Origin of the sequence: Pseudoalteromonas luteoviolacea CPMOR-1, assembly GCF_001625685.1 — a bacterium.
GTDB classification, from domain to species: domain Bacteria; phylum Pseudomonadota; class Gammaproteobacteria; order Enterobacterales; family Alteromonadaceae; genus Pseudoalteromonas; species Pseudoalteromonas luteoviolacea_K.
This window is the reverse complement of record NZ_AUYC01000095.1, coordinates 131,294-145,762: the sequence shown is the minus strand read 5'-3', so window position 1 is coordinate 145,762 and position 14,469 is coordinate 131,294. Positions and strand designations below refer to the sequence as shown.

Here is a 14,469-nt window from a genome sequence, read left to right as displayed (position 1 = left end):
CACACCGTACTTCGGTGACTAGGCCTTTATGTATTGTTTGGGTGGCACACCCAGCACTTTTTTAAATGCGGTATTAAACGCGCTACTGGATTCAAACCCTAACTGCTGAGCAATGGCCTGTTGAGATTGTCCTGCGTTGAGCATTTCTACTGCACGCAGTGCTCTAAGTTTTTGCTTCCATTGGCTAAACCCCATATCAAAGCTCTTGTGAAATAAGCGATTTAATGTGCGACTCGATGCACCGACGGTTTGGCCCCATTGTTCTAATGTGAGTGAACATCCAGGGTTGGCATAGAGCTCAGATACAATTGGGTGAAGGCGTGTGTCTTGGGCTCTGGGAATAAAAAAGTCGCTGGTGGGCGCTTGCTCTAGACGATCGATAAATACTTCGACAAAGCGCAGCGTTTTATCGTCTAAGGTGTAATCATCAGACCAAGTGCATATTTCTAAGATCATGGCTTTTAATAACGGGTCGACCACTAAAGATTTAGCCTGATTACCCAGTACGCATTGATACTTTTGATCTATGTACACACTGCGAAAATGCCCGCCATAACGACAATAGGTTTCGTGTGCGACATTTGGTGGGATCCACAGCGCTTGTTGGGGTGGGATCACAAAGCTGCCTTGCGGCGTGAAAATGGTCATGACACCGTCACTGATATACGTGAGCTGCCCCCATGTATGCGTGTGCGCTTCAACATGTTCCCACTCTGGCATGGTTGTCGCTCGAGGGAATACCGGCCTGCCAAGCTGTGTGCGTTTAAAGCGAGACTGTACTTTTAGCCATGGCTGATTTGTCTGTTTTGATAAATTTTCTGTCATATTTTTGGATTTTGGCCAGTATTCATTGAGCATATACTAGACAGGCGTTTCACTCAATGTGCTTAGGATAGTAAATGGAAAAACAATCGTTTGGGCGGTTTACCCCCTCACCAATGAGCTTTTTAGTATTGGCGACCATCGTTATGGCGATGGCTTTTGCTGGTTGGACTGCCATGTTAAATAACTTCGCGGTGGAAGCCGCGGACTTTACCGGTGCCAACATGGGGATGTTACAATCTTTACGAGAAATTCCCGGCTTTCTCGCCTTTACCGCGGTGTTTATTTTATTGGTGTTAAAAGAGCAAACTTTTGCTGTGGTGAGCTTGTGTGTGCTGTCTATTGGGGTGGCGATCACAGGGTTTTTTCCGACTATTTATGGCTTGTACGCCACCACAGTGTTGATGTCGATTGGCTTTCATTATTTCGAGACACTCAATCAATCATTGAGTTTACAATGGTTTAAAAAGGACGAAGCTGCCGAGAAGTTAGGAAAGCTTTTATCCATTAAATCAATGGCTGCGCTGGGGACATTTGCGGTGATCTGGGTTGGGTTTACTTGGTTGCAAAGTGATTATGTGTGGATGTACTTATTTATTGGTGGGGCAGGCCTTGCCGTGACGATATTTATGGCGATGACGCATCGGCAGTTTGTGGCAGCATCACCACAGAATAAAAAGCTCATACTGCGCAAAGAATACAGCTTGTATTACTTGTTGGTATTCTTCTCCGGAGCACGAAGACAAATTTTTATGGTGTTTGCAGGTTTTTTGATGGTTGAGAAGTTTGGCTATGACGTCGCAGAAATTACCGCGTTATATATGCTTAACCATGTTATTAATATCTTTTTGGCGCCAAAAATAGGCAGTTGGATAGGGCGCATCGGTGAGCAAAAAGCGCTCACCGTTGAGTATACCGGTTTGATCCTAGTATTTGTCGGATATGCGCTGGTGGAGTCGGCACAGTTAGCAGCAGTGTTATATGTGGTAGACCATATTTTCTTTGCGATGGCCATTGCGCTAAAAACGTACTTTCAAAAGATTGCGCGACCTGAAGACATTGCCGCAACGGCTGGAGTGAGTTTTACCATCAACCATATTGCTGCCGTAGTGATCCCTGCCAGCTTTGGTGTGGTGTGGTTATACGATCAATCATTGGTGTTTTATTTCGGTGCTGCACTGGCTGCATGCTCTTTGTTATTGAGTCAGTTTATCACCCCGCACTTACGCAAATTAAATGCCGCTGAAGCAGCTTCAAACAGTGCATGATTCAGGGTGTACTGGCATGAGATGAAAAAAGAGCAGGAAAACCTGCTCTTTTTTGCGTTTTTAAAGGGCTTTAAAGCGAATTGCCGTGCCGCCGCTGGTGGCCAGTTGTAGTGTTAAACTGTCTTTTGCGGTGACGATTTGCTTTTTGATGTCCAGTGCGTATGGATTATCTTGCCAATTAGCATCTTTGCCATCTTGATAAATATGCGCTTCGTAACGTGTATCTGCTGCTAAAAAGTCGAGCTTCACCTCAATTTTTCGCGCATGTTCATCTGTGATAGCGCCCAAATACCAATCTTTACCTGTGTACTTGCCGCGAGCACGTTCTTGACGAGCAAATACCACATAATCGCCGACTTCACCGGCCAGTGCGATACTCTGTTCCCAGTCCGTCGGTACATCTTTGATAAATTGGAATGCATTCGGTTTTGCGAGGTAATTTTCTGGTAAATCAGCTGCCATTTGCACTGGGCTATATAACACCACGTATTGGGCAAGTTGTTTTGCCAGTGTGGTTTGTGGACGGTTTGTTTTATCTCCTAGGCCGTTAAAGCCCATGTCAAAAATCCCGGGTGTAAAGTCCATCGGGCCCGATAGCATGCGAGTAAATGCCAGCATGGGAATGTGCTCTGGTGGGTTAGGTGGTGTGCCCCATGCATTAAACTCTTGGCCGCGCGCACCTTCGCGGGTCATCCAATTTGGATAAGTACGGCGTAATCCTGTGTCCTTGATAGGTTCATGGGTGTTAATACTGAGTTTGTATTTTGCCGCAAGTTTGATGTTGTCTAGGTATTCATTGACCATAAACTGACCATCATGCCATTCAAAGCGCGCATGGCCGCGCTCATCGATACGTTTGATATTGCCACCATCGGCAACGTACCCAGTTTTGATTTGGCTAACATTATTTTTTGCGTATAACTTAAATGCTGCGTCCATTTGATTACGGTAGTTACTGACATTGCCAGAGGTTTCATGATGGCCGATGAGTTTTGCACCGACCTTATCGGCATGTGCTTTGATGGCTGTAAAGTCAAAATCAGGATATGGTTGCGTAAAGCTAAATACATCACCGTTATAGAACCAGTCGCCATCCCATCCGGTGTTCCAACCTTCAACTAACACGCCATCAAAGCCATGTTCAGCGGCAAAGCTTAAATACTCTTTGGTGCGCTCTGTGGTGGCACCGTGTTTATCACCACTGCCCCAAGTGTGCTTGCCGATATGCATGCCCCACCAAATCCCTGTATATTTGCCCGGCTCAACCCAAGACACATCACCGAGTTTGTTAGGCTCATTTAAGTTTAAGATCAGGTGCGAGTTCAATAAATCTTTGGCTTGCTTTCCAACTTGAATGGTGCGCCATGGAGAATTAAAGCGACCATTGGTTTTCACTGCGATGCCATCAGACCACGGCGTGAGGTCACTTATGAAGGTACCTGGCCTGCGCTGATTCAGTGTCATACCAGCATAATCTATCAGTGCGGCTTCATGAATACTCAAATGTACGCCCTGTTTGTTTTTAAATGTGAAAGGCGTGTGTACATGGGATGCATCATGCAGTGGTGTGGTATTGTAAGTGTATTCATAGCGGTTCCAGCCTCGCGCTGGGATCCACCATGCGGTACTGTCGCCACTATCCGTAATGCTGAACTCAGTAAGCTCGCGGGTAATATATCTGGCTTCATCTTGATTGACTTCATAACGAAATCCAAGGCCGTCATCAAAAACACGAATACGCACTCGATATTGCACCGCTTTGCTGTCTTTATCAGCAAAAGTAACCAGTAGTTCATTGTGGTGATCGACAATGTTTCTCGCTTCACCCCAAGGTTGCTGCCAAGTTTCATGATGCGAGTTACGCTCAGCACTGCTGATATACAAGTTGTTTCGCATTGATGGCGCTCTGGCAAAGTCAAACCCCAATGTTGAAGGGTTGATCACTGTTTGACCTTTAAAGGCAACTTGATATCTTGGCTGGGTATGATCATCACTGATAGTGAAGGTAAGCTGCTGGTCAGGGGATGAGACGTTAAAGTTTGCAGCATACACTGTTGGTGAGAGCGTGAATAAACTGACGGTTAGGCCAACTGCTGAGCAAAATGAACTTGAATAGCGCATGTTTTTTTCCATATGGCAACGAGTTACTGTTAGCTTACGGACTTAATTTCAGGCTCTAAATGGTTTGCATACGTATTCAAAATTAAAATGCGATGAATGCATAATTTACGTCGTCCGGTCTATACTCAAATGAAAAATAAAGTCGGATAAGGATTGTGCTAGATGCAACTGACGCAGCAAGTAAATAGGGTAAATACAAAACGAGCAGGATGGCAATATGGGCTCATGCTAAGTACATGCTTAGTATCACCCTGGCTATTGGCAAAGCCTATCACTGTGCAGGTGAAAGATGCCGGGGGAGAAGCGGTTAAAGATGCGGTGGTGTGGTTTGAAAGTAAGCAACTGCCACTGTCCACCAATACTCTTCAGCAAGCCTACAAAATGGGCCAAAAAGATCGCGCTTTTACACCGCACATATTGGTGGTACCCAAAGGTGCTGAGGTATCATTTCCCAATTACGACTCAATTTTGCATCATGTTTACTCGTTTTCCCCAGCACAACCGTTTGAATTTAAGCTATATCGAGATAGCCCGCAATCTCTCAACTTTGGTAACACGGGTGTTGTTGAGTTGGGCTGTAATATTCATGATTGGATGTTGGGTTATATTCTGGTGGTAGACTCCACCTATTTTGCGCTGACCAATGGACAGGGGGAAGCCACTATCGATCTGCCTGATACCCCAATTGATAGTCTAACCATGCAAGTCTGGCATGAAGGGTTCGCTAATCTAGATAAACCCGAAAGCAAAACATTCAAAATATTACCCACTTCCAATGCTTTGATCTATCAACTTGATCAGTCGCTGTTTAAGCCCAAAGAAGACTTCTCAGATGAGTTTGATGATTATGAATAAAGCCACTTTAAATATACTTGCTGTACCGTCTATGTGTTTGCTGTTTGCTGGACTGAGTGGGATACCAATATTAAGTCATGCAGCGCAACATAAAGGGCAAATTCAGGTCAGTTGGCAATCGAGTAGTGCTTACCCGTCTTGGTATGCATGGGGGGCATCGGTGAATCGGTTTGGCCAGGGAGATGATGGCGTCAATATCAGCAGAGCCTTGTTGCAATCTCGCTTTGAGCTGGGAGATAGCTGGTCGGCACACAGCAGTGTGCAGTATGTGCCTGATCCTGAGGCCAAAGTCGGATTTACGGAATTATTTGCAGAATATAAACCCGTGGTAGAGGGCGCCTATCAACCGCAAGTGCGTGTGGGTGGATTTTATCCGAAAATGTCGTTGGAAAATCCTGACATTGGCTGGTCTTCGCCATATAACTATGGCTACTCCGCGATTAACGCTTGGCTTGGTGAAGAACTCAGAGTGATAGGCGTCGAGGCCAGTATTAAGCGTAGCGGCAAGCGGTTAGCAAAACCGAGCTTGCACAATTGGCAATGGGTTGCGGGGCTTTATAAAGGTAATGATCCGCTCGGAGCGGTGCTGGCATGGCGTGGTTTTGCACCACACGATAGGCAATCTGTTTTCAATGAGGTGTTGGCGCTGCGTCCGACAGCGGGATTTATGACACCGCAGTTAAGCAAACAAGCGTGGCAAATAGAGCCGTTTACGGAGATTGATGGTCGTTTTGGTTATTATGTTGGGGCACATTGGAGCTATCAAAATCGTCATGACCTGCGCGCATATTGGTATGACAATAACGGCGATCCAGAAGTACTTAATTATAAAACCGGGCAATATGCTTGGGATACCAAATTTTGGAGCCTGGCGTATAAGTACAAAATAACGAAGCAAACCCATTTGATTGCCCAAGCAATGGCGGGGAATACGGCAATGGGGGTGTCTCGTGGTGTGGATAATGACTTTGATAGTCAATTTATACTGCTGACACATCGCTGGCAGCAATTTAGAGTCAGTGGCCGTATTGAGCAATTTAGAGTGCAAGATATGGATCATTGGGCGTTCGACCCCAATGAAAGTGACGGCGGTGCTGTGACGACGACGGTTAAGTGGCGTTACTCCAAGAGTTGGCGCTTTGGGGCTGAGTTTCAATACTTAGAGACAAAAGTGGCTAATCGCGCTGATGATAATTTGCCCACGCGTCAAATCGAGCAATTATGGCGACTCAGCGGGGAATATCGCTTTTAATCAGCGGCTGGGGACACAGCCGCTTTGTGATGGGTTAGTCACATAGCCTATTGAGGCCATTGAGGGCTGCAACGCGATAGGCTTCTGCCATGGTTGGATAATTGAAGGTCGTATTGACAAAATACTCGACGTTATTGCCCTCGCCTTTTTGCTCCATAATGGCTTGGCCGATGTGCACAATTTCTGAAGCACGCTCGCCAAAGCAATGGATCCCCAAAATTTCTTTGGTTTTGCTATGGAATAGTATTTTTAAACTGCCTACCTCGGTGCTGGCGATTTGTGCTCGTGCAAGGTGTTTGAACTGTGCTCTGCCGACTTCATAAGGGATTTTCGCTGCGGTCAGCTCTTGCTCTGTTTTACCAACGGAACTCATTTCAGGAATGGTATAAATCCCAGTTGGTATGTCAGTGATCAAGCGCTCGTCACATTGTCCATTCGCAATGGCATTGGCAGCAATACGTCCTTGGTCAAACGCTGCACTAGCAAGGCTTGGGTAACCAATGACATCGCCGACAGCATAAATATTGTCTACTTGGGTTTGATAGTACTCGTTGACTCGCAATTGTCCGCGACTATCCGCTTTTAAACCAACAGCGCCTAGGTTTAAGCTGTCGGTATTGCCGGTACGGCCATTGGCCCATAAGATGCAGTCTGCTTTCACTTTTTTACCAGACTGGAGGTGTAAAATGACGCCTTTGTCACTGGTTTCTACTTTGGCAAACTCTTCGTTATGACGGATCACGATGCCACTGTTCCAAAAGTGATAGCTCAAGGCGTCTGAAATTTCATCATCCATAAAAGAAAGCAACCTATCTCGAGTATTGATCAGGTCCACTTTCGCGCCAAGGCCTTTGAAAATAGAGGCATACTCACAGCCAATCACCCCCGCACCGTACACGATGACGCGTTGTGGGTTGTGCTCAAGGCCAAGAATGGTATCACTGTCGTAGACGCGTGGGTGAGCAAAGTCGATTTCAGGCGGGCGATAAGGCCTAGAGCCTGTGGCGAGGACAATGGTTTTAGCGGTGAGTACATCTTGAGAGCCGTCAAGATGGGTCACTCGTACAGTATTCGCATCAATAAAGCTGGCTTCACCTTGGTAAAGGTGAATGCGGTTGCGATCATAAAAACTCGAACGTAGCGATGACTGTTTACCAATCACATCACTGGCATGATTTAAAATGTCTTGAAACGTTAAACGCTTTGGACGCTCCGTAAATCGGTATAAAGGGTTGGCTTTGTATTCGATAAGTCGACTGACAGAATGTCTGAGTGCTTTAGAAGGGATCGTACCCCAATGAACACAGCCACCGCCAACAGATGTTTGCTTTTCTATGACGGCTACTTTGCGTTGGCTTTTGGATAAGTTCATTGCAGCGCCTTCACCACCTGGGCCTGTACCAATGATTATGGCGTCATATTGAAAAGATTGTGCAGGTTGCTCGCTGGGTTTGTCTTTGGATTTCGATTTAGTCACGGCCTCGCCTTACTTGCTAATTGGGGAGGCCGATAAGGGGCGGGTTAGCTCGCTGCGCCTTTTAACAGCCTCGAGTTTAGTGCCAACCATGCTTGTTTTTGTGAATGCCACGCTTGCTCTAATTCAGAGTATTGTTTGTGTAGCGCGGATTGTTCACACTGTTCTAAAACGGCATGTTTTTTAGCTTCGAGTAATTGTTTTTGAATTGCACAAAAGTTCTGTAACTTTTTCAAAAGCAAATCATATTCTTGTTGTAACAATGTAAGCTTATCTTGTGCCAAAGGCAATTTTGCAAGGGTAACTTTTGTTTTATTCAACAAGGTTTCTGCCTTAGCTTTTTCGATACGCTCCACCGGTGTACGCTTTAATTTGCTAGCAAGCCCAAAGAATGACAGAGCACGGATCATCCATTTGGTTGGGTCATAATGATACCAGCGGATCCCATTGCGGTAGTCACTGGCAAAAATATGGTGGAAGTTATGGTAGCCTTCGCCATAGGTGAGTAGGGCTAAAAATCCATTGTCACGGGCAGTATTTTTTTCTGTGTAAGGACGACTTCCCCAGATATGGGCCAGTGAGTTAATGAAAAACGTAAAGTGTTGCGATAGCACCAAGCGCAGTACTCCAGCTAATAACAGCATGCCGAATACATCACCAAGGGCTAGACCAAGTAGCAGCGGTATACCGATATTAGTGAGTAATACCAGTTTGAGATAATGTTTGTGCTGCCACATCACAATCTTGTTGCGTTGTAGGTCGCGTGCATTGTTATAGTCACCATAACTTTCCCCTTGGTAATCACGTAGCATCCAGCCAATGTGACTGTACCAAAACCCGCGTGTGGCGGCATATGGGTCTTTGATTGGGTCATCTACCTGGCCATGGTGTACGCGATGATCACTACTCCAATGTAAGATGCTATTTTGCAGAGCAAATGCGCCGCCAAGTGCAAAAAATACTTGGATCACTGGGTGGGTTTCATATGCTTTATGCGCCCAAAGACGGTGATAACCAGCGGTAATAGACATGCCAGCGTAAAACATACAAGCAATAAAGGCTAACCAGTGAGTAAGGGTATACCCATATTCAAATCCGTACCAAGGCACTAAGGTGACGGCAGCTAAAAAAGACAGACTAAAAAAGATGACATTAGTCCAAATAATAGGCGGTTTTTTCATTTTTAAAAATCTCAGCGTACACTTGTACGCTAAAATAGTATTTCATTCTTGTGCCGTCAAGTATTAGACTGCTCAATTAGCGTATTGGGGCAAATAAATTAGGGGTCATTCATGTCAGGTGTGCGTGCACAACAAAAACAAAAAACTCGACAGGCACTGATAGAAGCAGCGTTCAATCAGCTCAGTGCTGAGCACAGCTTTTCTAATTTAAGTTTACGCGAGGTGGCCCGTGAGGCAGGTATTGCACCAACCTCTTTTTATAGACATTTCAAAGATATGAATGAATTGGGCCTGACGCTGGTGGATGAAGCCGGACTTACGTTAAGGCAGCTTATGCGCCAAGCCAGACGGCGTATTGCCAGTGGTGGTAGTGTGATAGATACGTCTGTGCAAACGTTTATGGAGTTTATTGAGACGTCGAGTAACCAATTTAGGTTATTGCTCAGAGAGCGCTCTGGCACTTCACCGGCTTTTCGTGCAGCAGTCGCCAGAGAGATTAAGCACTTTATTTTGGAGTTAGCGCATTACCTTGAATCAGAGACTAAGGTCGATCCGCACCATGCTTATATGCAGGCAGAAGCCATGGTAACCTTGGTATTTAGTTCAGGTGCAGAAGCGCTCGATCAAGACTCACAACAACGCGCTGAGCTAACAGATAGGCTAATTTGGCAACTAAGGTATATTGCAAAAGGTGCATCAGGTTATCAAAAAAAGTCAGAATAAATAGGGCCAGAGGCCCTATTATTTATAATTGACATTGGCTGAGCCAAGGAGATGCGAAACAGGTTTCTCTTAATTGTGTGGCATCTAACAAGGCTTGTTCCGCCGCGGCTTTTTGTGCTTCAAGTTGTGGTTTTTCACTCTCAGAAGCAACGGCTAAAAAGGCCTCTGCTCTTTGCAATGTGCGAACTGCATCACCAAAATGCGCTTCTACCGCATGCCAAGTTTTTTCGTACAAATAATTTTGCTGTATTGCTTGCCAATCCTGTGCGCCGTAGTGTCCTGAGTCTTGAAATCCTGCGACAACAAAGCTACGCGGGACCTTCTCCAGTTGTGCTAAATCTTTGACCAATCCATTGGCATCAAAACTGTAGTCAACAAGGCTTGTTAATGTTTCTAAACAAGGTGAAATGTTCTTACCGCTACAGTGTGTCGGTTTGGCATTTAACTTTGCTTGTAACTCTGCGGGCAAAGGGCCGTTTGAGTTAACATCAACACTGAAGACTGCATTTTCAGCATACTTCTCGATTTCACGTATTTTGGTAAAGGTTTTTTTGAAAAATAACAAACGAATTTTTATCTTTATGACAAAACGTTTGAAATCTTCCTCTGTCCTAAAGTGAAGTCGGGTATTTATAAAAATATCTCGACCATAGTTAACTTGGTAGATAAAGTGGGTACCACATTGGCTCAAATCTTTACCATTTTTGACCGATCTTTGCTCTAACGTACTGTAGCCTTCGTCAAGTTTGAGGTGCAGCTGTGATGTCATGGTTTTATTATCTGTGGCGTTTCTATGTGTCATAGATGTAGACACACTGCCTGCGACAATAAATAAATTAACACCACCATGCACTTCACCGAACGTTCTTCTTCGTATGTTTGAGCTATTCACTCTTTGAAAGTAGTCTAGGCTACCAGATAGGTCTTTGTGATAAGAGATATGACCAACTAAGCAATGGTCACCGACTTGATGTGACTGGGTCGAGAATGCTTTTCCAAGATCTGTATCCTTGATTTGTTTACTGTAATACACCTTACTAAACGCATCAAACGACCAAATCATCGTCAGCAGAAACAATGTTAGTTTCATATCTGCTCCTGGAAGCGACCACAGTGGCATAACCACTGTGGTCTTTTGGTGGTTTATTGTGCGAATGCGTTACCATAGGTGCTGAGTGCACCCTCGCAAAGACGCCAGTTTAAAATCCCTCTGGCTGGTGCATTTACGTCAATAAACGTTGGTGCCCAACGCATGTTACGGAACTTTGCGCTTTCATCTTCAGTAACAACACCAGAACGCACAGCTTCTTGACGTGCGAGCTCGCATTTTTTCCAATCAAGGCTATCACTGCTCGGTAATTGTAGCTGTGTGACATCATAGTTTGCTGGACAAGCACGGCCGCGTTGCTCGCAAGCTTGCTTCATTTCACGTACTTTGTTTTCACACGCATGGCCAAATGGATTGTCTCGACAAAACTGTGCTGCATTAAAGAAGAACCAAGCATTATCATAAGCAAAGTCTTTAATCCGTTCTACAGAAACTCGTTGTGCTTCAGGTAGATATGCGTAATAACTATTTAACAAACTCTGAGCGCGTTGCTCATCAAGGATTGACTGTTTGAAGTCATCCTCTAGTTCACTAATTAGCCACTTTGTCGCATTTCTCACAACCTGATACTCAGGTACTAGTGCACGTAGTGCCAGTGATGAGTTGTCATATCTGGTTGTGTAATAGCGTACAACATTGTAATCAGACAAGTTGTTTAACTGCTGTCTAAAGCTGTTTTTAGAATAGTTCACAGCTTCATAGAACATGTCGAAACATGGCTTTGGATTATCCAAAGAACAGGTAATGATGTTGTTTGGAATAATGCTCAGCAATTGCTTAGGGTCACCCCCTTGTTGCACAGCACGTACCGTAATTTTAATGGACGACTTAGTATCGTCTTTTAGGTACTTAAGCTGACCACCCACATTAAACACACCACCGTATAGGTCCACATCTAAGTAACCACCAATTTCAGATTTATCACGGTTACTACCGTAATCTATCTTCAGGTTAACAAGGACACTTGCACCGTATTCAATACCGGTTACAAACTCATCACCTGCCAGCGTTTGAATTTTAGTTTGGTAGTTATTGGCAATATTTTCACCCACCTCAGATAGGGCATACCCTTGGTTTACATTTTTAGGTAAAAATAAATGTTTTTTAGGCGTACTTGAGGCACTAAATGTATATGAACTTGAATAGGTGCTCGCGGCCATTTCTTTGGCAAGAGAAGCCCCTGCGGATACCCTAACGACAGGGAAGTTGACGTCAACATCCACACTACCATTGAGTGATCTCAGCATGTCATCATAGTTTAGGTCGATGCCCGTAGTGAATTTTAACTCGGTGTTACCGAAGGATTCATCAACGACACCTGCAACAGGCTGTACATTTAAAAAACGTTTTTTCTGGCTATCATAGGCTGTGCCGATTGCAACATGATCATTGATAAGCCCAGAGACCACAGAACCAGATAGTGTTGAAGTACTTGGCTGTGACTCTATTTTTTCACCAGCCAATGCTGCACCAGATAGCGCCAATGACAGCACAGATAAATAGATTGGTTTCATATCATCATTCCTTAACGAACTGTTACGAGGTAGTCTTCTACTTCGCCATAGTGAATACGCTCACAGGCGTCATCAAAACCGCCACCTGCATCCGTGGCTACTCGCATCAAGGTAATGCCCTCAGGAACATTATTAGGGACGTCTACATTGAAAGTAAATGGTTGGTCAGAAGCACCACGGTATACGCGCTCATTGGCATCAAATTGGCCGTTGTGGTTCCAGTCAATCCATACCCTTGCAGCAACATAAGACGGGAAAGTCGGATCTTCATTTCCTGGTGTGATGGTGAAGCTAACTGTCTTATTCGCACTAAGGGTGAGCACTTTTCCAGACACCATGGTGTGACTTTTACTGCCTGATGCATGCTCAAACTTATCTACTTTGACCGACTCAATCCATTCCCAGTCATTGTCATAGCTGCGGTTTTCACAGTAAGATCGAGATAATAGAGTCGTTTTCAATGCGATAGGACGATACTCAGGTGGCATGGTTGTACACGCCTGAGCTTCGCTGGTGCCTGCATACCAATCATATGGGTTGGAAAAGTCAGGGTTGGCAAATGTTAGATATTGCGCCTTACCCGCTGCAATTTTTGTGTTAGATAGCCATAACGCTTTAAGTTGATTCAGTTTTTGCTCTTTCGGCACGATCGCTCTGGAGTCATACATCTGTTCCCAAAGCTCAACAAGTAAACCGTCGTAGCATTTTTTCAACCAAGCGAATCGTCCCTGTGCTTGAGATACTGTCAACACATCTCCAAGCTCACTGTATTGCGCTTGTTGTATGATTGCCTTGGGATCTTCGTTGGCCATCACACTGGTTGTTGCAATAGATAGTAAGGTGAGAGCTGGTAAAGTGATCTGTAAATTTGTGTTTTTCATCTTATCGTCCTTACCTTAAGATAGCACTGATGGCGCTATAATCCTGATAGTACCCGACACTTTGTACCTCATAATCGATACAGTAGTTACCTTCTGGGTTTCTTTCACAGTAATCTACAATGTCTGCAAATAAATTTGCATTCGCACGGCTAGCACGTTCAATTTCGCCTAAATCTCTAAGCTGATTGGCATCAAACTGTGCTGCATAATAGCGCTGTAAATTCTTTGCTCTTCTGTAAGTTAAACGTTCTTCAATCCAACGTGATACGAGCTCTTTAACAACCAACTTTGTTAAATAGTTCACTGGTTGATAGCCATCTGCTGGGATCAATGTTTGTAACTGGGCACCAGAATCAAGATATTTAGTGATATAAGTTTCAGTGACGTTGTAATCATCTAATGTATTAAATTGATTGATATAATCTGTTTTTAGATAATTAACAGCTGACTCAAATAAGTTGAAGCAAGGCTCTGGATTCAACAAGGTACACTGCATAATGCCATTTGGAATTATTTGCAGTAGGCGGTTTGGATCGCCGCCGCTTTGATAGCCACTGATGGTGATTTTAACCGACTGTTTTCTTTGCTCATCGATGTTTTGTAAGCGACCGTCTACATCGACACTACCAACCCATTCTACGCCTAGGTAACCACCAATTTCGCGCTTATCAGCTTCATTGCGGTAATCAATTTTCATATTGATAACGACATTGGAGCCATAAGCAAAGCCTTGTACAAAGCCGTCACCTAAGTTATTTGCTTTATTGCCCGGGTACGCTTGTGCAAGTTCCGCTGCCGCCGCAGTTGGCTTATATCCGCTTTCATTTGATGGCATTAAAATGCGAGATTTTGGTTTGACTGACGAGTAAACCGTGTAAGTGCCTGTGTAGCGATCCGCACTGATGTCTTTGGCGTAATTTGCGCCTGCATCAACACGAACAACAGGAAAGTTGAAACCTGCATCGACTTGTCCATCAATCAGTTTAAGTGTTTCTTGATAGCTTAAGTCTACGCCAACACGAAAATCGATATTGGTATTGCCTAAGTGCTCTACAGCCATGCCCTCTACTGATTTAAGGCCTAACATGATATTGCCTTTGCTTTTATGAGCTGTTCCTAGAGGCACTAAATCTATGGCTTCCGTTTGGAAGTCCATCGCCGCCATGTTGTTAGCTGGCGCTTTTTCTGGCGTTGCACTTACACATACTGGAAATGCAAAAGCCGCAATTAGATAATTTATGTTTTTCATCATTTTCACTCCGTGAAAAGG

General features: G+C 44.5%; 12 protein-coding genes. 4 read left to right on the top strand and 8 right to left on the bottom strand.

Features of this window, described 5'->3' with window-relative positions; all coding sequences use genetic code 11:
- Positions 1–18: 18 nt before the first annotated feature.
- Positions 19–825 carry an AraC family transcriptional regulator gene (locus tag N473_RS25320; RefSeq protein ID WP_063370425.1) on the bottom strand — a complete coding sequence of 269 codons (807 nt, stop codon included), beginning with the start codon at positions 823–825 and terminating at the stop codon, positions 19–21.
- Between the two features lie 74 nt (positions 826–899).
- Here N473_RS25320 and N473_RS25315 point away from each other — a divergent pair, with 74 nt between their 5' ends.
- Complete coding sequence (locus N473_RS25315; protein WP_063370358.1) at positions 900–2,090, top strand: MFS transporter; 1,191 nt, start codon at positions 900–902, stop codon at positions 2,088–2,090.
- Between the two features lie 60 nt (positions 2,091–2,150).
- On the opposite strand, the gene N473_RS25310 is transcribed toward N473_RS25315, so the two are convergent.
- On the bottom strand, positions 2,151–4,211 hold the full coding sequence (locus N473_RS25310; protein ID WP_063370357.1) for a glycoside hydrolase family 97 protein: 2,061 nt from the start codon (positions 4,209–4,211) through the stop codon (positions 2,151–2,153).
- A 162-nt stretch (positions 4,212–4,373) separates the two neighbouring features.
- Here N473_RS25310 and N473_RS25305 point away from each other — a divergent pair, with 162 nt between their 5' ends.
- Both N473_RS25305 and N473_RS25300 read left to right on the top strand, forming a co-directional pair.
- Positions 4,374–5,066, top strand: coding sequence for a methylamine utilization protein (locus tag N473_RS25305; RefSeq protein ID WP_231099634.1), 693 nt, complete (start codon positions 4,374–4,376; stop codon positions 5,064–5,066).
- Positions 5,059–6,318 carry a hypothetical protein gene (locus N473_RS25300; RefSeq protein WP_155735740.1) on the top strand — a complete coding sequence of 420 codons (1,260 nt, stop codon included), beginning with the start codon at positions 5,059–5,061 and terminating at the stop codon, positions 6,316–6,318. Before N473_RS25305 ends, N473_RS25300 begins: the two co-directional genes overlap by 8 nt.
- A 34-nt stretch (positions 6,319–6,352) precedes the next feature.
- Here N473_RS25300 and sthA read toward each other — a convergent pair whose 3' ends face one another.
- Complete coding sequence (gene sthA / locus N473_RS25295; RefSeq protein WP_081221440.1) at positions 6,353–7,795, bottom strand: Si-specific NAD(P)(+) transhydrogenase; 1,443 nt, start codon at positions 7,793–7,795, stop codon at positions 6,353–6,355.
- A gap of 44 nt (positions 7,796–7,839) precedes the next feature.
- Positions 7,840–8,973: an acyl-CoA desaturase gene (locus N473_RS25290; RefSeq protein ID WP_063370355.1), complete on the bottom strand. Its 1,134-nt coding sequence runs from the start codon at positions 8,971–8,973 to the stop codon at positions 7,840–7,842.
- Between the two features lie 111 nt (positions 8,974–9,084).
- Here N473_RS25290 and fabR point away from each other — a divergent pair, with 111 nt between their 5' ends.
- A complete protein-coding gene (gene fabR / locus N473_RS25285; RefSeq protein ID WP_039611519.1) occupies positions 9,085–9,696 on the top strand; it encodes an HTH-type transcriptional repressor FabR in 612 nt (203 codons plus the stop codon).
- Positions 9,697–9,718: 22 nt separating this feature from the next.
- Here the strand turns inward: fabR and N473_RS25280 are convergent, their stop codons facing one another.
- The 4 genes from N473_RS25280 to N473_RS25265 are packed head-to-tail and all read right to left on the bottom strand — an operon-like array spanning position 9,719 to position 14,451.
- The gene (locus N473_RS25280) at positions 9,719–10,786 is read right to left on the bottom strand and encodes a hypothetical protein (RefSeq protein WP_063370354.1); all 1,068 of its coding nucleotides are present in this window, start codon (positions 10,784–10,786) and stop codon (positions 9,719–9,721) included.
- A 53-nt stretch (positions 10,787–10,839) separates the two neighbouring features.
- Positions 10,840–12,318 (bottom strand): hypothetical protein, encoded by a 1,479-nt coding sequence (locus N473_RS25275; protein WP_039611517.1) that lies wholly within the window; start codon positions 12,316–12,318, stop codon positions 10,840–10,842.
- A gap of 11 nt (positions 12,319–12,329) precedes the next feature.
- Positions 12,330–13,199, bottom strand: coding sequence for a GEVED domain-containing protein (locus tag N473_RS25270; RefSeq protein ID WP_063370353.1), 870 nt, complete (start codon positions 13,197–13,199; stop codon positions 12,330–12,332).
- Between the two features lie 10 nt (positions 13,200–13,209).
- Positions 13,210–14,451, bottom strand: coding sequence for a hypothetical protein (locus N473_RS25265; RefSeq protein ID WP_231099633.1), 1,242 nt, complete (start codon positions 14,449–14,451; stop codon positions 13,210–13,212).
- Between the last annotated feature and the right edge of the window lie 18 nt (positions 14,452–14,469).

Excerpts from the sequence above, each read along its gene's own strand:
- N473_RS25305 (WP_231099634.1), top strand. The coding sequence starts at position 4,374 with ATGCAACTGACGCAGCAAGTAAATAGGGTAAATACAAAACGAGCAGGA.
- N473_RS25275 (WP_039611517.1), bottom strand. The coding sequence starts at position 12,318 with ATGAAACCAATCTATTTATCTGTGCTGTCATTGGCGCTATCTGGTGCA.
- N473_RS25280 (WP_063370354.1), bottom strand. The coding sequence starts at position 10,786 with ATGAAACTAACATTGTTTCTGCTGACGATGATTTGGTCGTTTGATGCG.
- N473_RS25310 (WP_063370357.1), bottom strand. The coding sequence starts at position 4,211 with ATGCGCTATTCAAGTTCATTTTGCTCAGCAGTTGGCCTAACCGTCAGT.
- N473_RS25320 (WP_063370425.1), bottom strand. The coding sequence starts at position 825 with ATGACAGAAAATTTATCAAAACAGACAAATCAGCCATGGCTAAAAGTA.
- N473_RS25270 (WP_063370353.1), bottom strand. The coding sequence starts at position 13,199 with ATGAAAAACACAAATTTACAGATCACTTTACCAGCTCTCACCTTACTA.
- N473_RS25290 (WP_063370355.1), bottom strand. The coding sequence starts at position 8,973 with ATGAAAAAACCGCCTATTATTTGGACTAATGTCATCTTTTTTAGTCTG.
- N473_RS25315 (WP_063370358.1), top strand. The coding sequence starts at position 900 with ATGGAAAAACAATCGTTTGGGCGGTTTACCCCCTCACCAATGAGCTTT.
- N473_RS25300 (WP_155735740.1), top strand. The coding sequence starts at position 5,059 with ATGAATAAAGCCACTTTAAATATACTTGCTGTACCGTCTATGTGTTTG.
- N473_RS25265 (WP_231099633.1), bottom strand. The coding sequence starts at position 14,451 with ATGATGAAAAACATAAATTATCTAATTGCGGCTTTTGCATTTCCAGTA.
- fabR (WP_039611519.1), top strand. The coding sequence starts at position 9,085 with ATGTCAGGTGTGCGTGCACAACAAAAACAAAAAACTCGACAGGCACTG.